This window comes from Nonomuraea sp. NPDC048901, assembly GCF_040649695.1.
Taxonomy (GTDB): domain Bacteria; phylum Actinomycetota; class Actinomycetes; order Streptosporangiales; family Streptosporangiaceae; genus Nonomuraea.
On the sequence record NZ_JBEZFW010000013.1, the window covers coordinates 32,934 to 50,042 of the forward strand.

The 17,109-nt window shown below is 71.8% G+C and carries 15 protein-coding genes; 3 read left to right on the top strand and 12 right to left on the bottom strand.

The window, feature by feature from the left end:
- Positions 1 to 20: 20 nt before the first annotated feature.
- The 3 genes from AB0C30_RS37390 to AB0C30_RS37400 form a co-directional block, all read right to left on the bottom strand.
- Positions 21 to 1,358, bottom strand: coding sequence for a TRAP transporter large permease subunit (locus AB0C30_RS37390; protein ID WP_357952922.1), 1,338 nt, complete (start codon positions 1,356 to 1,358; stop codon positions 21 to 23).
- Between the two features lie 171 nt (positions 1,359 to 1,529).
- Complete coding sequence (locus AB0C30_RS37395; RefSeq protein WP_357952924.1) at positions 1,530 to 2,357, bottom strand: CoA ester lyase; 828 nt, start codon at positions 2,355 to 2,357, stop codon at positions 1,530 to 1,532.
- Positions 2,354 to 3,541: a CoA transferase gene (locus tag AB0C30_RS37400; RefSeq protein ID WP_357952925.1), complete on the bottom strand. Its 1,188-nt coding sequence runs from the start codon at positions 3,539 to 3,541 to the stop codon at positions 2,354 to 2,356. The genes AB0C30_RS37395 and AB0C30_RS37400 overlap by 4 nt, the downstream gene beginning before the upstream one ends.
- A 95-nt stretch (positions 3,542 to 3,636) precedes the next feature.
- Between AB0C30_RS37400 and AB0C30_RS37405 the strand changes: the two genes are divergently transcribed.
- Positions 3,637 to 4,263, top strand: coding sequence for a GntR family transcriptional regulator (locus tag AB0C30_RS37405; protein ID WP_357952927.1), 627 nt, complete (start codon positions 3,637 to 3,639; stop codon positions 4,261 to 4,263).
- A 51-nt stretch (positions 4,264 to 4,314) separates the two neighbouring features.
- On the opposite strand, the gene AB0C30_RS37410 is transcribed toward AB0C30_RS37405, so the two are convergent.
- Positions 4,315 to 5,211, bottom strand: coding sequence for an NAD(P)H-binding protein (locus AB0C30_RS37410; protein ID WP_357952929.1), 897 nt, complete (start codon positions 5,209 to 5,211; stop codon positions 4,315 to 4,317).
- Positions 5,212 to 5,273: 62 nt separating this feature from the next.
- On the opposite strand from AB0C30_RS37410, the gene AB0C30_RS37415 reads away from it, so the two are divergent.
- A complete protein-coding gene (locus AB0C30_RS37415; RefSeq protein ID WP_357952931.1) occupies positions 5,274 to 5,999 on the top strand; it encodes a WYL domain-containing protein in 726 nt (241 codons plus the stop codon).
- 105 nt (positions 6,000 to 6,104) lie between these two features.
- Here AB0C30_RS37415 and AB0C30_RS37420 read toward each other — a convergent pair whose 3' ends face one another.
- On the bottom strand, positions 6,105 to 6,875 hold the full coding sequence (locus tag AB0C30_RS37420; RefSeq protein ID WP_357952933.1) for an inositol monophosphatase family protein: 771 nt from the start codon (positions 6,873 to 6,875) through the stop codon (positions 6,105 to 6,107).
- A gap of 158 nt (positions 6,876 to 7,033) precedes the next feature.
- On the opposite strand from AB0C30_RS37420, the gene AB0C30_RS37425 reads away from it, so the two are divergent.
- Entirely contained in the window at positions 7,034 to 7,774 is a 741-nt protein-coding gene (locus tag AB0C30_RS37425) for a GntR family transcriptional regulator (protein ID WP_357952934.1), read from the top strand.
- Here AB0C30_RS37425 and AB0C30_RS37430 read toward each other — a convergent pair.
- The 7 genes from AB0C30_RS37430 to AB0C30_RS37460 are packed head-to-tail and all read right to left on the bottom strand — an operon-like array spanning position 7,718 to position 17,107.
- Positions 7,718 to 8,365 carry a DedA family protein gene (locus tag AB0C30_RS37430; protein ID WP_357952936.1) on the bottom strand — a complete coding sequence of 216 codons (648 nt, stop codon included), beginning with the start codon at positions 8,363 to 8,365 and terminating at the stop codon, positions 7,718 to 7,720. The two genes, AB0C30_RS37425 and AB0C30_RS37430, sit on opposite strands and share 57 nt — an antisense overlap.
- Before the next feature lie 45 nt (positions 8,366 to 8,410).
- A complete protein-coding gene (locus tag AB0C30_RS37435) occupies positions 8,411 to 11,230 on the bottom strand; it encodes an FAD-binding and (Fe-S)-binding domain-containing protein (protein ID WP_357952938.1) in 2,820 nt (939 codons plus the stop codon).
- 24 nt (positions 11,231 to 11,254) lie between these two features.
- Positions 11,255 to 12,262 (bottom strand): alcohol dehydrogenase catalytic domain-containing protein, encoded by a 1,008-nt coding sequence (locus tag AB0C30_RS37440; protein ID WP_357952940.1) that lies wholly within the window; start codon positions 12,260 to 12,262, stop codon positions 11,255 to 11,257.
- Entirely contained in the window at positions 12,262 to 13,122 is an 861-nt protein-coding gene (locus AB0C30_RS37445; RefSeq protein ID WP_357952942.1) for a fumarylacetoacetate hydrolase family protein, read from the bottom strand. The genes AB0C30_RS37440 and AB0C30_RS37445 overlap by 1 nt, the downstream gene beginning before the upstream one ends.
- A 40-nt stretch (positions 13,123 to 13,162) precedes the next feature.
- Positions 13,163 to 13,933, bottom strand: a complete 771-nt coding sequence (locus AB0C30_RS37450; RefSeq protein WP_357952943.1) for an IclR family transcriptional regulator — start codon at positions 13,931 to 13,933, stop codon at positions 13,163 to 13,165.
- A 56-nt stretch (positions 13,934 to 13,989) separates the two neighbouring features.
- Positions 13,990 to 15,108 carry a serine hydrolase domain-containing protein gene (locus AB0C30_RS37455; RefSeq protein ID WP_357952944.1) on the bottom strand — a complete coding sequence of 373 codons (1,119 nt, stop codon included), beginning with the start codon at positions 15,106 to 15,108 and terminating at the stop codon, positions 13,990 to 13,992.
- 31 nt (positions 15,109 to 15,139) lie between these two features.
- Positions 15,140 to 17,107 (bottom strand): PKD domain-containing protein, encoded by a 1,968-nt coding sequence (locus AB0C30_RS37460; RefSeq protein ID WP_357952946.1) that lies wholly within the window; start codon positions 17,105 to 17,107, stop codon positions 15,140 to 15,142.
- Positions 17,108 to 17,109: the final 2 nt, after the last annotated feature.

The window sequence follows — 17,109 nt, forward strand, 5'->3', positions numbered from 1 at the left end:
TTCGGGGAGATCAGATCAGATCAGATCGGCAGCACGCCGGTCGCCACCAGCACGCCGAGGGCCAGGATCGGGATGACGAACCAGATGATGAGCCGTCCGAAGGTCCTGGCCGGGTCCACCCCGGCGATGCCGCTGGCGATGTAGATGGGTGCCGCGCCGGGAGGAGAGGCACCCTCGGTGGAGGCGAAGATCATGATGGCGGTGGCCGCGGCCACGGGCGAGACCCCGGCCGCCGTCAGGGCGCTGAAGGCCACCCCGCCGACGGCGGCGATCGTCGCGCTCCCGGTCAGCGGCGCCGCGATGATCACGATCAGCAGCCCGACCAGCGTGGCGATGACGGCGACCGGCGCGTTCAGCCCCTTCATGATGGCGGTGAGCTGGTCGACCAGGCCGAGCTCGCCCAGGCTGGCCGCGGCCGCGAAGGCGAAGAACAGCGTCGCGCCGATCACGGCGTAGCGCGGGGCCATGTCGCCCAGCAGCTCGTTCCAGGCCCGCCCGGTGCGCGGCAGCCGCTTCCAGGCCACGGCCAGCGTGGCCAGGATGGTCAGCACGGGGATCCAGACGACGATGCTGATGTCGTCCGCGGCCTCGCCGACGCGCGACTCCATCCACTTGACGCCGAAGTCGAGGGTCATGACCACCGGTACGGCGATGCCCGCGTACACCAGCAGCGACGTCCACCCGGCGCGCAGGGCGGCCCGCAACGGAATCAGGTCGGCGGCGTCGGTGGCCTCGATCCGGTGGCGCCGTACCCAGACGAACACGACGATGAAGCGGTAGAGCACGGTCCACAGCCCGCCGACGAGCGCGGGCACGAACAGCTGGTCGGCCGTCAGCACGGGCGCCACGGCGGCCGAGCCGAGCAGCAGGAACATCGACGAGCTCGGCGGGATCGAGATGCCCAGCCCGGCGTTGCCCGCCACCAGCGCGGCGGCCAGGTCGGGCCGCCAGTTGGACCTGGTCATCCACGGGATCGTCACCGACCCCACCGAGGCGGCGATGCCGGACCCGGACCCGGCGGGCCCGCCGAGCAGCGCCGCGGCGGAGGTGGAGACGTACCCGGCGCCGCCGCGCAGCCGCCCGAAGATCGAGTTCAGTACGGTCACCTGCTCCTGGATCAGCCCCAGCTTGGTGAGCAGGTAGCCCATGAACACGAAGGCCAGGGCGGCGAAGACGACCTCCTCGGCCAGCGCGTCGGAGATGCCCGCCCAGGCCAGGCCGAGGAAGCCGGTACCGCCGAACAGGCACACCCCGAGGAAACCGATGAGCATGGCCTCACCGATGTTGCGTTTCAGCACGCCGTTCCAGACGACGATGATGGCGATATAGGCGACGAGCGCCCAGACGGCGATGCCCATGGCGAAATGGCCTCCGTTGGGGGTGGTGGCGAAAAGGGAGCTGCGGCTTATGGAGTCGGTGCTCGGGCGCGGCAAAGCCGGCCGCGGCGAAAGATCAGCCTTCGGGCGCGGGAAAACCAGCCGCCGCTAAAAGTCAGTCCTCGGGCGTGCGATGTCGGCCGCTGTGAAAGGTCAGCCCTCGGGCGCGAGCCGCTCGGCGAGATCTAACGTACGACGGGCCCTGGCGACGATCGGCGCGTCGACGAAGCGGCCGTCGGGCAGCGCGACGGCGCCCGCCCCGGCCCGCTCGGCCTGCTCGGCCGCCTGGACGATCTCGGCGGCCCGGTCCCTCTCCTCCCGTGTGGGAGCGAACGCCCGCCTGATCACCGGGATCTGGCGGGGATGGATCGCGGTCCTGCCGAACAGGCCCAGCGCGCGGCCCGCCCGGCAGGAGGCCGCCAGACCCGCCTCGTCCTTGACATCGGGGTAGACCGACATCGGCACGGGCGGCAGTCCGGCGGCCGCGGCGGCGATGACCGCCTGGAGCCGCAGGTGGTTCATGGCGCTCTCGTCGGTGATCGACAGCTCGGCGGCCAGGTCCTGCTCGCCGAGCGCGATGCCCGCCACGGCCGGGTGGGCGGCGATGGCCTGGGCGGCGACGATCCCGGCCGCAGACTCCAGCAGCGCGTACGCCCTGACGCCCAGCCCGTCCAGGACGCCGGCCGACTCGACCTTGGGCAGCCGGACCGCGTCGAGCCCCGGCAGGCCGGCCAGCGCGTCGAGGTCGTCGCGCCCGCGCCCGCCCGCCAGGTCGTTGATCCTGACGTGCACCTCGACGGATCCGCTGCGGCCTCGGCTCGCCAGGTAGGCGGCGGCGTTGGCCCTGGCCTCGTCCTTGCGGACGGGCGCGACCGCGTCCTCCAGGTCGATGATGACCACGTCCGCCCCGGAGGCGGCGGCCTTGTCGAACCGCTCGGGCCGGTCCCCGGGGACGTACAGCCAGGTGACGGGGGTGTTCACGCGATCACCCCGTCCTCGCGCAGCCGGGCTATCTCCTCGGGCCCGTAGGCGAGTTCGCCGAGCACCTGGTCGGTGTCATGGCCGAGGGGGCGCCCCGGCCAGGAGACCGCGCCGGGTGTGTCGGACAGGCGGAACAGCACGTTCTGCATGGTGACCGTGCCCAGTTCCTCGTCCGGCACCTCGATGAAGGTGTCGAGGGCGGCGTACTGCGGGTCCTTGGCGATGTCGGAGACGTCGTAGATGGGGGCGACCGCCGCCTGGGCCTCCTTGAAGCGGGCGATGACCTCGTCGGCGTCGCGTTCGGCGATCCAGGAGGCCACGGCCTCGTCGAGTTCGTCGACGTGCTGGACCCGGCCCTGGCCGCTGGCGAACCAGGGCTGCTCGACCAGGTCGGGCCGGCCGACCAGGGTGACCACGCGTTCGGCGATGGGCTGGGCGCTGGTGGAGATGGCCAGCCAGCGGCCGTCGCGGGTGCGGTAGGTGTTGCGCGGCGCGTTGCTGCTGGAGCGGTTGCCGGTGCGCTGGGGCACGACGCCGAGTGCCTTGTAGGCGCTCATCTGCGGGCCCAGGATGCCCAGGATCGGCTCGATGATGGCCATGTCGACGACCTGGCCGCGGCCGGTCTGCTCGCGGGCGCGCAGGGCGACCATGATCGCGTACGACATGGCCAGCCCGGCGATGCCGTCGGCCAGGGCCAGGGGCGGCAGGGTGGGCGGGCCGTCCGGCTGGCCGGTCATGGCCGCGAACCCGCTCATCGCCTCGGCCAGCGTGCCGAAACCGGGCTGACTGGACATCGGGCCGAACTGCCCGAAGCCGGTCATCCGCGCCACGATCAGGCGGGGGTTGATGTCCATGAGGTCGCCGGGGGCCAGGCCCCAGCGTTCCAGGGTGCCGGGGCGGAAGTTCTCGACCAGCACATCGGAGCGTTCGACCAGGCGGCGCAGGATCTCCTGTCCCTCGGCGCGCGACAGGTCGACGGCGGCGGCGCGCTTGTTGCGCGACAGCGTCTTCCACCACAGGCCCACCCCGTCGACCGAGGCGCCGTGCCCGCGCGAGGGGTCGCCGCGGCGGGGATGCTCGATCTTGATCACGTCGGCGCCGAAGTCGCCGAGCATCATCGCGGTGGATGGCCCGGCGAACAACGTCGCGGCGTCGATGACCCGCAGGTCGGCGAGGCTCGTCATAACGATGTAACTTATAAGAAATATGTCATAGGTCAATACGCTTCTCAGATTGCGGGACACTGATGGTCATGCCGACCAGCGAGCCGCGTCCTCCCATGAGCAAAGCCGAATACGTCTACAACGTGCTGCTCGAGGAGATCCGCACGGCCAGGATCCCCGGTGGCACCGCCCTGCGCGCCGGAGCGGTGGCCCGCAGGCTCGGCGTCTCGGTCACGCCGGTCCGCGAGGCGCTGCGCAGACTGGAGAAGGACCGGCTGATCAGCTACGAGGCCCACCACGGCGCGACCGTGGTCGACCTGGGCGACGAGGCGGTGGAGGAGTACTACGGCCTGCGGGCGGTCGTCGAGGGCCTGGGCGCCCGGCTGGCCGCCACCCGGATCACCGCCGCCGACCTGGCCGCGCTGCGCGAGCTGCACGCCTCGATGATCCTTGATGCCGAAGAGGGCCGGCACGAGCGGCTGGGCGAGCAGAGCAGGCACTTCCACCTGCGCATCGCCGACATCGGCGGTCCCGCCTTCCTCGGCCAGCACGCCAGGGCGGTCCGCGACAGTTTCCCCGTGCCCGCCGGGGCGTCGCTGTGGCTCGACGACGAGCAGGTCAAGCTGCAGCTCGACGCGCACGAGGGCATCCTGGCCGCCCTGGCCGCCGCCGACGGCGCCGCGGCCGAGCACATCATGATCGAGCACGTACGCCTGGCCGGCGACTACCGCAAGGGCCACTGACCGCCCTCAGCCGGACCTCCCCGGCGGTGGTCGTCACAGGTCGCGCACGCGTCACCCAGTCGCGTCGAGGGCGGGACGGAGTTCGGCCCAGGCCCATGCTCCGAGCGTCGTGTCGGTCGTGGTCACGGGGGTCCTCGGCTGCTCGGGGACGAATCCATCGCGCAGCCCGGTCGACATGCCCATGATGGCCTCGACCCACGCCGGGGACATGCCGGCACCGGCCAGCGTGGCGCGCATCTCGTCGTCGGCGACGCGGTGGGCGGTGACCGTGCGGCCCAGGACGTCGCCGACCACGGCCACGGCGTCGTCCCAGGACAGGTCCTGTGGTCCGTGCACGGCCTGCACCCGGCGTCCCGACCAGTCGGCGCGCAGCAGCAGGGACGCGGCCACCGCGGCGATGTCGGCCGGCGCGACCCAGGAGAACCGCTGGCTGGTGGGCAGGAGCACGGCCACGGTGCCCGAGCGGATGCTGTCGAGCTCGAACAGCAGGTTGCTGAAGAAGTAGCCGCACCGCAGGTGGGTGACGGCGAGATCGGCGTGCTTGGCGACGACCCGGTCCAGCGCCTCCTCGGCAAGGGCCAGCCCGTCGATCTCACCGGCGCCCTCGCGCAGCTCCGCTCCGACGCTGCTCTGCAGGACGGTGCGGGGGACGCGGTTCTCGGCGACCGCGGCGGCGACGACCTCGCCGACCTCGGCGTACGCCGCGACGGGGTCGGCGGCCTCGCCGGGCGGCACGATCAGGAACAGCGCGTCGACGCCGCGGGTCGCCTCGGTGACGGCCGCGGCGTCCCGCAGGTCGACCTCGCGGGCGTCGACGAGGTCGCCCCAGGTCGCGCGGGGCTGCTCGGGGTGGCGGCTCAGCAGCCGCGGACGGATACCGGCCCGGACCAGGTGACCGACCAGGAAGCGGCCGACGTTGCCGGACGGTGCTGTGATTGCGATCTCCATGACCTCCACCGTATGGGGAGATGTGGCCGGATCCTGTCCGCGATTGTGGCGACACTGGAGTCATGACCGATTTCGCCCCTGCCGATGGCGATCCCGCCGGACGGACCCTCCTGCTGCTGGAGTTGCTGGCCGCCCGGCCGAGCTGGTCGGCTTCCGATCTGGCCGGGCGGCTCGAGGTCAGCACCCGCACTTTGCGTCGCGACGTGGCCCGCCTGCAGAGGCTCGGCTACGCCGTCGAGGGCCGGCCTGGGCCGGGTGGCCACTACGCGCTGCGCCCGGGGCACCGGATGCCGCCGCTGGTCTTCCAGGACGACGAGGTCGTGGCTCTGGTGGCGGCCCTGCGCATGGCCGAGGGGATCCTCGCCGGGGACGCCGCGCACCGGGCGCTGGCCAAGCTGTCGCAGGTGCTCCCGCGGCGGCTGCGCACCGTCCTGGACACCGCCGCCGCGGGCAGCGAGAACGTCGACGGCGAGGGTGAGGGCGTGGAACCCTCGACCCTGGCGGCGCTGCTCCATGCGGCCGATCAGGACCTCGTGCTGCGGTTCGGCTACCGCGACCGGCATGGGACCGCCAGCCGGCGGCGGGTGGAGGCGGTGCGGTGCATCTACACCCGCGGACGCTGGTACGTTCTCGCCCACGACCTCGACGCCGGCGACTGGCGGGTGTTCCGCCTCGACCGCGTGCGGGAGCCGGAGGCGGGGGAACCGGGGTCCGGCGACCGCGGCCGGCCGGCCGACGACCTCGCGACCTGGCTCGCCACGGACTTCGGCCGCCGGCCCAAGGGCTGAGAGCTCAGGTGGTCGCGGCGGCAGCAGCGGTAATGAGCGCCGGGCCGCCGACGCGGACCGGCATCGCGACGCTCAGCAGACCGGCTGCCAACAGTACGGCCCCGCTCAGGGCGTCACCTCGGCGAGGGCGGAGCCGCGCAGGTCGAAGCCGCCCACATGCGCCAGATAGTCGCCTGCCTCCAGCGGGTCGCCGACGTAGACGCCGCCCGCCTGCCGGACCAGCAAAGCGCCCGCCGCCACGTCCCACGGGTGGGAGCGGGTGCCGTACGCGACGTCGGCCCACCCGGCGGCGACGTGCGCGAGCTTGAGCGCGGCGCTGCCCGGACGGCGTACGGCGGCGAAGGACTCCAGGAAGCGGCCGAATCGGCGCAGCGCCCGCTCCCCGTCGAGCTCCAGGTCCAGCGGCGTGGGGTAGCTGGACAGCAGCATCGCCTCCCTGTCACGGGTGGCCCCCTGGCTGCGGATCGGGGTGCCGTTGCACCAGGCGCCCAGCGTGGAGGCGGTGAACTCGTCCTCACGCACCGGGTCGTACACGACGCCCGCCACCAGCTCACCCGCCACCGCGGCGGCGATGGAGACACAGAAGAACGGCAGGCCGGCGGCGAAGTTGGCGGTGCCGTCGATCGGGTCGACGTACCAGCGCAGCTCGCCCGAGCCGGTGACGCCGCCCTCCTCCCCCACGATCGCGCTGCCGGGCCAGCGGGCGGTGATGACGGCGCGGATCGTCTCCTCCGCCGCCCGGTCATGCTCGGTGACCGGGTCGTGGAAGTCGCGCTTGGTGGCGACCGGCGGCCTCGACCTGAAGGCCTTGCGCAGCCTCGGCCCGACCGCCCTGGCCGCTTCCGAGGCGGTGTCGAGCAACTGTGTCGCGTCCATGTCTCCTCCAGGGGCACTTCACGCTCATCAGCACGGTCATGCCCAATTCCGGGCATTCGACGTACTTCTTCAATTATGTCAAGACAGCAGATTGTCATGACCTACTGCCTACGCGCGAGATTTGTCAGGACATTCTGACCTGGGTTAATCTGATCAGCATGACCGCGAACCTGGCGATCGACCTGGACCGCTCCAGCCCCGTGCCGCTCTACTTCCAGGTGGCCGAGCAGATCGCCGAGGCGATCCGGCGAGGCGACCTGGCGCCCGGCTCTCGGCTGGACAACGAGATCCTGCTCGCCGACAAGCTGGGCCTGTCCAGGCCCACGATCCGCCAGGCCATCCAATATCTGGTGGACAAGGGCCTGCTGGTCCGCAAGCGCGGCGTCGGCACCCAGGTGGTGCACGGGCAGGTCAAACGCTCGGTCGAGCTCACCAGCCTCTACGACGACCTGCGCCGCTCGGGCCAGGAACCGGCGACCCAGGTTCTCGCCCTGGAGCCGCGGCCGGTGAGCGAGGAGATCGCCGCCGTCCTGGGCGTCGAGCCCGGCGCCGACGTGCTCTACCTCGAACGGCTCCGCTTCGCCGCCGGCGAGCCGCTGGCCGTGCTGCACAACTGGCTGCCGCTGGGCCTGGCCCAGCTGACGGCGGCCGACCTGGAGGGCCGCGGCCTGTACGAGCTGCTGCGCGGCGCGGGTGTGCGGATGCGGGTGGCCAACCAGCGCATCGGCGCCCGCGCGGCGAACCAGGCCGAGGCCAAACTGCTGGACGAGCGGCGCGGCGCCCCGCTCCTGACCATGCTCCGCACCACCTACGACGACCAGGGCAGGGCCGTCGAGCACGGCTCACATGTCTACCGGGCCTCGCTCTACTCCCTTGAGGTCACCCTCATCGAGCGCTGAGGCCGCGCGCCGCTTGACGTACCAGGTGGTGGCGATGCCGCACAGCACCGCCGCCACGAGCCCCACCCATGAGAAGCCCTTCAGCCACTTCTCGGCGACCATGCCGAGATAGAAGATCACCGCGGTGGTGCCGCCCGCCCAGACGATCCCGCCGAGCACGTTGGCGATCAGGAATCGCCAGTACGGCATGCGCAACGCCCCCGCCAGCGGCCCGGCCAGGATGCGCAGCAGCGCGATGAAGCGCCCGACGAACACGGCCCACACCCCGAACCGGTCGAAGTAGTGCTCGGCCTTGCCGATGTGGTGGGGCCCGAAGTGCTTGGGGAAGCGCCGTCCGAGTCGCTCGAACAGTGGCTTGCCGCCCTTGCGGCCGATGGCGTAGCCGATGGAGTCGCCGACGATCGCCCCCGCGCTCGCGCAGATGCCCACCCACACGGGGCTGACGACGCCCTTGGCGGACAAGAGCGCGGCGCTGACCAGCACGATCTCGCCGGGCAGCGGGATGCCGAGGCTCTCGACCCCGATCACCAGGCCGACCAGGGCACACAGCCACGCGGGCGGGATGGCCTGCAGCAGTTCGTCGATGTGCACGCAGCAACCCTAGCCCGGCCGACCGCCATAGGCGGACGTTCGTCTTCAGGCGGATGCCTGGTCGAGAAGTTCGAGCAGATGGTGGTACGGCCGGCCGGTGGCGCGGGTCAGGCCGAGCTCGCAGGTGCGGTTGACCGAGGCGTGCGCGGCGAAGTCGCCGGCTCGTACGGCGGCGGCTTCGGCGTGGGTGGCCGAGGCGGTGAGCTCCGGGTGGAGCAGGCCGCGGTCACCGGCGAAGGCACAGCACTGCCACCCGTCGGGGACGACCACCCGCTCGGCGACCGCTTCGGCGATCCGGGTGATGGCGGCGTCCAGGCCGAGGCGGGTGGAGGAGCAGGTGGGATGCAGGGCCAGGGACGGGCGGCGGCGGAGTACGGTCAGGCGGGGCAGGAGGTACTCGGCGGTGAAGGCGACCGCGTCGAGCACCCGCAGGTCCTGTCCCAGCAAGTCGGTCAGGCGGTGGAAGCCCTCGGTGCAGGAGGCGGCGTCGCTGACGACCGGGATCCGGCCCTGGCCGGAGGCTTTGAGCCCAGTGGCTTCGAGCCCAGTGGCTTCGAGCAGGTTGTCGGCCACGCGGCGGGCCATGAGGTCATGGCCATCGGTGTAGCCCTTGGACGACCAGGGAGTGCCGCAGCACAGGCCGCCGATCCCTTCCGGGACGTGCAGCCGCACGCCCGCGCGCGCGGCCAGGCGGGTGAACGCGTCCACTACGCCGGGGCCGCCGTCGGCGGGGGCGAACAAGGTGTTTAGGCAGGACGGGACATACACCGCGTCCGCGTTCTCCACCGGATCCGGCCGGCGGCGCTTCCCGCCCCGCGGCAGGTCGCGGGTCCACCCCGGAACGGCCTCGGAGCCGGTGATGGCGCGAGCGGCACGACTGGCCGCCTCCGGCAAAAGGGGCGGGACCGCCTTCGCCGTGTCCAGCGCCAGGTCGAGCGCGCCGGTCACCCCGCTCCAGTGCTTGGCGGCGGCCTTCCAGCCCTTCTGGGCCAGGCGGCCGTGACGCTCGCCGCGCAGGCGCTTGGTCAGGTCACCGGTGTTGATCAGGACCGGGCAGGCGGTGGCGCACATGCCGTCCACGGCGCAGGTGTCCACGGCGTCGTAGCCGTACTCCTCCTCCAGTCGCCGGGCGAGCTCGTGGTCGCCCGCGGCCTGGGCGGCGGCCAGCTCGCGGCGCAGCACGATGCGCTGGCGCGGAGTGGTCGTCAGGTCGCGGCTGGGGCAGACCGGCTCGCAGTAGCCGCACTCCACGCACCGGTCCACCTCGGGCTCGACGGTGACGACGGCCTTAAGGTCGCGCAGGTGCGCGTCGTCGCGGTCGGTCAGGACGACGCCGGGGTTGAGCGCGCCGGCCGGGTCGCACAGGCGCTTGACCTCGCGCATCACCTCATACAGCTCATCACCGTACTGGCGGCGCACGAACGGGGCCATGACCCGGCCGGTGCCGTGCTCGGCCTTGAGCGTGCCGCCCCGGGCCAGGACGGCCCGCACCATGTCCTCGGTGAAGTCGGCGTAGCGCTCCAGGTCGGTGTCGAAGCGCTCGTTGAGCATGAAGTGCAGGTTGCCGTCCTTGGCGTGGCCGAATATGACGCTGCGCTCGTAGCGGTGCTCGGAGAACAGGGCGATCAGCTCGTCGCACAGGTCGGCCAGGGCGGGCACCGGAACGGCGACGTCCTCCAGCAGAGCGGTGGTGCCGCTGGGGCGGGCGCCGGCGACGGAGGCGTACAGACCTTTACGGATATGCCACAACGCGGCCCGGCCGCCCGCCTGCCTGCTCAGCCGGGCCGGGGCCGACAGCGCCAGCCGCGGGAACAGCTCCTCGGCCGCCCGTTCTCGTTCGGCCAGGAGATCCGGGTCCGCTTCCTGCCATTCGATCAGCAGGGCGGCGTGCTCGGCGACGGCGAGCGTGCGCAACACCTCGTCGGCCTTGGGGTCGGTCTGGGCCACGCGCAGGGATTCGGCGTCCAGCAGTTCGACGGCGGCGGGCGTGGCGGCGACCAGATCGGGCATCGCGGCCATGGCCTGGCGCAGGGTGGGGAAGACGAGCAGGCCGGTGGCGGCCAGCGGGTGGGCGGGGACCGTGCGCAGCACCGCCTCGGCGACGAAGCCCAGGGTGCCCTCGCTGCCGATGGCCAGGTGGGTCAGGATCTGCGCGGGCGAGGAGTGGTCGAGGAAGCTGTTGAGGCCGTAGCCCATGGTGTTCTTCAGTGAGAACTGGGCGGTGACGCGGCGCACCGAGTCGGGGTTGCCGCGCACCCGGTCGCGCAGCCGTTCCAGGCCCTCGGCCAGCGCGGGCTCCAGGGCGCGCAGCCGCTCGTCGGCGTCGGGGGCGCCGGTGTCGATGACGGTGCCGCTGGGCAGTACCAGCGTCATCGACTCCAGGGTCTGGTAGGTGTTGGCGTGCGTGCCGCAGGTCATGCCGCTGGAGTTGTTGGCCACGACGCCGCCGATCGTGCACGCCGACTCACTCGCCGGGTCCGGGCCGAGCTTGCGGCCGTACGGCGCGAGGCGGGCGTTGACCTGCCGCAGCACCGCGCCCGGCTGCACCCGCACCCGCGCCCCGCCGTCCAGCACCTCGATGCCGCGGAAATGCCGCCGGGTGTCCACCAGGAGGTGCTCACTGACCCCTTGCCCGCTCAGGCTGGTGCCGCCGGAACGGAAGGTGAGCGGCAGGCCCGTACGCAGCAGCGCCGCCACCTGCTCCGCGCTCTCGGGCACCAGCACCGCCTGCGGCGTGAGCAGGTAGTGCGAGGCGTCGTGCGCCATGCCGAGCCGGTCACTGGCCCTGGTGCGGGCGATCCCGGGGACGGCTGCCTCCACCGCCGACAGTACGGCGGCATCGGGGACGGGCATCGTGCTGCTCACGCGTGCTTCTCTCAGTCGCGGATCTCACAGTCGCGGATCTATGTGGATCTTCGGGCCGGGGCCGGCGTCGTCAGGCCGGTGCCCGGCCAGGACCTCGGCCGTCGCGGCCAGGCCGACCGTGGCGGCCACCAGCGGGCGGGGGGCCGGCGAACCGTCGGCGTAGGCGGCGATGGCGCCCGCCAGCCCGGCCGAGCCGCCGAGGATGCCGACCGCGGTGACGTCCCGCAGCAGCAGGTCGCGGGTGTCGAGGGTACTCGGTGTCCCGGCCAGGCCGATGTAGACGACGCGTCGCGCGGGCTCGACGAGGTCGAGCGCCAGGGCGGGCAGCTGCGGGGCGTTGGAGGCGTCGACCACGGCATGCCACGGCAGCTCCGGCAGCGTCTGCCGGGTCCAGACGCCGGTGAGTCCGAGGGCCCGCGCGACATCCGGGGTGTGCAGCCCCATCAGGTGCACCTCTACGCCTTCCGCGCGGGCGAACAAGGCCACGAGCAGGCCGATCGCGCCCGTGCCGAGGACCAGCAGCCGCTCCCCCGGCCGCAGCCCGGCGGCGCGGAAGGCCCTGAGCGCGTTGGCGCCCGGCTCGACCAGTGCGCCGAGCGTGGCGTCCATCATGTCGGGCAGCGCGTGCAGGGCCGTGGCCGGCACGGCGAGCTGCTCGGCCAGGGCTCCGGGACGGCCGCGGCTGATGCCGATCTCCACCATGTCGGCGCAGACGTGGTGATTGCCGGCCTGGCAGCGGTCGCAGTGGCCGCAGCCGAGCATGGTGTCGCCGGTGACCCGGCGGCCCAGCCAGCCGCCGTCCACGCCCTCGCCGACCGCGCTGACCACCCCGGTCCACTCGTGACCGGGGCGCAGCGGGTACCAGGACCGGCCGGTACGCAGGTAGCTCATCTCGCCGGTGAACAGCTCCACGTCCGTGCCGCACACGCCGACCCGCTCGACGTCGACGACCACCTCGCCGGGGACGGCGAGCGGCGGCTCCACCTCCCGCACCTCGGCCTTGCCCGGGCCGGTCAGGACGAGGGCACGCACTAGCGGGGCCCTACGACCTGCTGGCGCTGGCTGCCGAGCCCGTCGATGCCGAGCTCCATCACGTCGCCGGGCTGGAGCCAGATCTGGGGGTTGTGACCCATGCCGACGCCGGGCGGGGTGCCGGTGTTGATCAGGTCGCCGGGCTCCAGCACCATGAACTGGCTCAGGTGGTGCACGATGACGTACGGATCGAAGATCATCGTCTTGGTGGTGCCCGTCTGGCGGCGCACGCCGTTGACGTCCAGCCGCATGCCGAGGTCGGTGACGTCGGCGATCTCGTCGGGGGTGACCAGCCAGGGGCCGGCCGGGTTGAACGTCTCGGCGGACTTGCCCTTGCTCCACTGCCCGCCGCGCTCCATCTGGAAGGCGCGCTCACTGACGTCGTTGACCACGCAGTAGCCGGCGATGACGTCGCGGGCCTGCTCGACCGAGTCCAGGTAGGAGGTGCGGCGGCCGATGACGATGCCCAGCTCCACCTCCCAGTCGGTCTTCGTCGAGCCGCGCGGGATCCGCACCTCGTCGTACGGGCCGACCAGCGTGTTGGGCGACTTGGTGAACAGGATCGGCTCATCCGGGACGGCCTGGCCGGTCTCGGCGGCGTGGTCGCTGTAGTTGAGGCCGATGCACAGGATCTGGTGCGGCCGGGCGATCGGCGCCCCGACCCGCTCGCCGGCGAACTCCGCCACCTGACCGGCCGCGATACGTTCGGCGACCGGCCCGGCCAGCAGAGCCGTGCCGCCGGCGCCGAAGAAGCGCTCGTCGAAGTCGGGCGTCAGATCAGAGACGTCCACGTAGTGGGTGTCGTCCACGCGGACGACGGGCTTTTCGGCGCCGGGGGCGCCGATGCGCATGAGGTACAAGATCAGTCTCCGTGAATCTGCGGTAGGGCGGTGGCGGGCCTCACGAGAGGTCCTTGCCGGACACGATGGCGCGGATGGCGGGCAGGTCGGCGACGAGCTTGTCCAGCGGCGTGCGGTAGGCCAGGCCGCTGACGCTGATCGCGCCGCTGGGCACGGCGGGTGAGTTCAGGTACGCCGGAACCGCCAGGCAGTTGACGCCCGGCTCGTTCTCCTGGTCGTCGACGGCGTAGCCCTGCTCACGGACGCGTACCAGCTCGGCGTGCAGTTCCTCGGCCGTGCCGACCGAGCGCTCGGTCGGCCGCTCCAGCGTCCGGCCGCCCACCCACGCGCGCACCGCGTCCTCGTCCGGCAGGGAGTGAGCGAGCAGCATCTTGCCGACACCGGTGCAGTGGGCCGGGTTGCGGCCGCCGACGACCGAGGTCAGCCGCACCGCACCGGCGGCCGGGTCCAGCTTGGAGCGGTAGACGACCGAGGTGCCGTCCAGCACCGCGTAGTGCACCGTCTCGCCGTACCGCTCGCACAGCGCCTTGAGGATCGGGGTGACCCGGACGTGGTCGGGCCGGGCCTCGTGGTGGGCGAAGGCCATCCGCAGGAACTCATCCCCCAGCACGTACTGGCCGTGGCCGTTCTGGGTGGCGAACCCGGCGCGGCGCAGCGCGGCCAGGGCGCGATGCGCGGTCGGCTTGGGGCTGGCCACCGCGCGGGCCATCTCCTCCAGGCCGATCCCGTCGGGGTGGCGGGCCAGCTCGGCCAGCACCGCCAGCACCCGGTCGGACCCGACGAGCTTGGGTTCCTCCATAGGCTCGGACATGATTCCGAATGTTAGACCATCATTCCAAAAGCACGAAGTTCTCCTCTCAACCGGCTTCAGCCGAGTGCTTGGGCGAGGACCGCCACGACGGACTTGCCGCGGTCCCCATCGCCCATGCGGTTCGTCAGATAGGCGAACCCCATCCGTGCCTCAGGATCGGCGAACGCCACCTGTCCGCCCGCCCCGTCATGCCCGAAGGACGCCGGTGAGAGGTAGCGCTGCCAGTCCGAGGGCACCATGACCCCGGCGCCCCAGGACTGATAGGGCGGCTCCACGAAGAAGTACGGGGCTCCCTCGCTGCGCACCTCGCAAAGCGCGTGCACGGAGTCGTCGTTGATCAGGCGCACGCCGTTCGTCGGCGTGACGGTCGCCGACCACATCCGGGCCAGTCCGCTCGCCGTCGCCGTGCCGGTCACGCCGGCCAGGCCGGCACGGCGGAAGCGCGGTTCGGTGAGGTGGTCGATCGTGAGACCACAACCCAGGTTTATCGCGCGTTCCAGCCAGAAGATCGCCTCGGGGTCGCCCGTCGGCGTTGCCTCCTCCAGCGCGTCCGTGACGACACGGGCCACGCGTGGCTCCTCCGAGTCCGGAAGCCCGATCCAGACGTCGGCTTTCAGCGGGCGAGCGACGTGCTCCTCGAAGCAGCGCCCGATCACCTGGCCGGTGCCGAGCGTGACGAGCTTGGCGGTGATCGCCCCGTGCGTGACCGCGTGGTACTGGTGATGCTCGCCGGGCGCCCACAGCGGCTCCTGGGCGGCGAGGGCGTCCGCCGTCAGCAGGTTGTCCAGCACCTCCTCGAAGGTGAGGTCGCGGCGCGGAGCCGACAGACCGGCCCGGTGCGCCAGAGCGTCGCCGATGGTCACCCCGTCCTTTCCGTGTACGCCGAATTCGGGCCAGAGATCGACGACCGGGGTGTCCAGCGCGGGCAGCGCACCGCGTTCCATGAGCATCGCCACCAGGACCGACGCCATACCCTTCGTGCATGAGTACGTCAGCACGAGGGTGTCGGACGTGAACGCGCGCCCCGTGCGCTCATCCGCGACGCCGGCCTGCAGCTCGACGACCGGCGTCCCGTCGATCCACACCGACAGCGCGGCGCCGGCGCGCTCGTCGCCGGCGACGGTGCGCGAGAAGGCGTCCGCCACCTTGTCGAAACCGGTCTCTACCAAGGTCATCAGGGTGTTTCCTCTCCGTTCGTGGAGCCGGTCAACGGACGACGACCCGCATGCGGCCCAGGTTCTGGATCTTCGTGAAGGGTGTGTTCGCGTCACCGTCGCGCTGGGCGATGGCGCGCAACGCCGGGAAGTAGGTCCCGGGCTTGGTGTAGGTGAACGTCATGCGCACCTCCGCGGAAGCGCGGGGAGGGCCGAAGGGTCGCGCGCTGAACGTTCCGTCGCCCTTGAAGTCCCACTCGGTTGACACGATCGTGCCTGTTCCCGCAGGTGTCTGGATCTCGGCCGTGAAGGTGACCGGCTTGCCCGCGGGAACCTCGATGGTGGTACGACCTCGCGCGGTCAGGTCGATGACGGGCTGCACGCCTCGGCGTGCCGCGGCCCTCGCCGGCACGGCGACCTGGCTGTCGGTCACGTTGTACCGAGTGGACTTCGCAGGTGTCACCCCGCGCTCGGCCCACGCGCTCACATCCCGCAGCGCCTGCTGCAGGATGCCCGTGCCGTCGATCAGGTAAGGGGTGTGGGGACCGATGTGGTCGGCGTTGTCGGTGAACCAGACACGGAAGTTGTCCTCCGATCCCACCTGCTCGCGGTACCAGTCGGCGTCCCAGGGGAAGGCATCGACGTCCAGCAGGTTGGCGACCATGATGACTTTTCCGCTGAACGTGCCGGTGTGCGTGCCGCCGCCGCTGACGCCGAGGGACACGCCCGGGCCCACCTCGACCGCGCGCTGCGGGTAGAGCGGCCGCCCGTTCGCGTCACGGAACTGGTCCCAGGCGTAGAAGCCGGGCCGGGTGGGGACCTGGTGGCGGTGGTAGGAGGTGAGCGCGAGCGACCAGCGGTTGTCGACGCGCAGTTTGACGCCCGCCGCGAGCGCCTTCAGCACCTCGGGCGCGTTGCCGCTGCCGAGCGTGAACACCTTGCCGTTCAGCGAACCCGTGAGGGCGCCGATCTTTGTCGTGCCGTCGGCGGCGTAGACCGTGAAGTCCAGGAAGGTCCTGCTCGCCGGCGGAGCGCTGTCCAGGGTCAGGCTCGTGGGATCGACGTGCGTGATGGTGGCCAGGTGGTCGACCTTCGCGGCGCGGAACAGCTCGCCGAGCGGCGACTGCTCGGTACCCAGGTAGCCGGGCTTGCTCCAGAAGTCGTCGGCGTAGGTGGGATCTGCGGCGCGAATCGTGCCCGCGTAGCCGAGCAGACCCTGGGGGTCGGTCAAGCCGAGCAGGTAGGAATGATCCTCCCAGCCCCGCAGCGGCACACCCATCCTGGTCACCTCACGCAGCACCGCGCGCTCCACCGAGCTGAGACCGGCGTAGGGGTCGCCCGAGCCCCCCGGGCTCACCGCGTCCGCGATCTGCTGCGCCTTGTCCTGCAGGACGACCCGGGCGAAGGCGCGGACGAAGAAGTTGTTCGGGATCGAGGTCGGCACCCCGGGGATGAACGGCACCGCGCCGTCCCACACGCCCGTCGTGTTCTCCATGGCACCGATGGTCTGGTACGAGCCGCCGCTGCCGCCCCAGATGTAGCCGTAGATCCTTCTCTGCTCGTCGTAGTAGTTCGCGGCGACTGTCCTGGCGAACTTGGCCGCCGCGGCATCGGCCCGGTAGCCGATGGTTCCCTTGATCTGAACGGTGTAGGCGCCGCTGTCCGCACCGAAGCGGATGTTGTCGTCCGTGGCGTTCTCGTCCTGGAGGGGGTAGACGTACTGGAAGAAGCGGCCCTTCCACTGGCTCTTGGGTGGGAGGTAGACGGTGAACTTGACGGTGGTGCCCTCGAAGTGGCCCGAGACCTTGTGATGCGGCACGGGGCCGGCCGGATCCGTCTCACTGTCGATGACGGGTCGGTCGAACTGCGGGTCGACGCAGCCGGCGGTGACCCACACGGGCCCGCCGGGCGTGCGGGCCGCGCACTCGGCGGCCTGGGCCGCCCTCGCGCTCTGCGCCGGTAGTAGACCGAGCAGGACTCCGACGGTGACCGCGCTGGTAAGTGGCAGCGTTCTTTTCATTG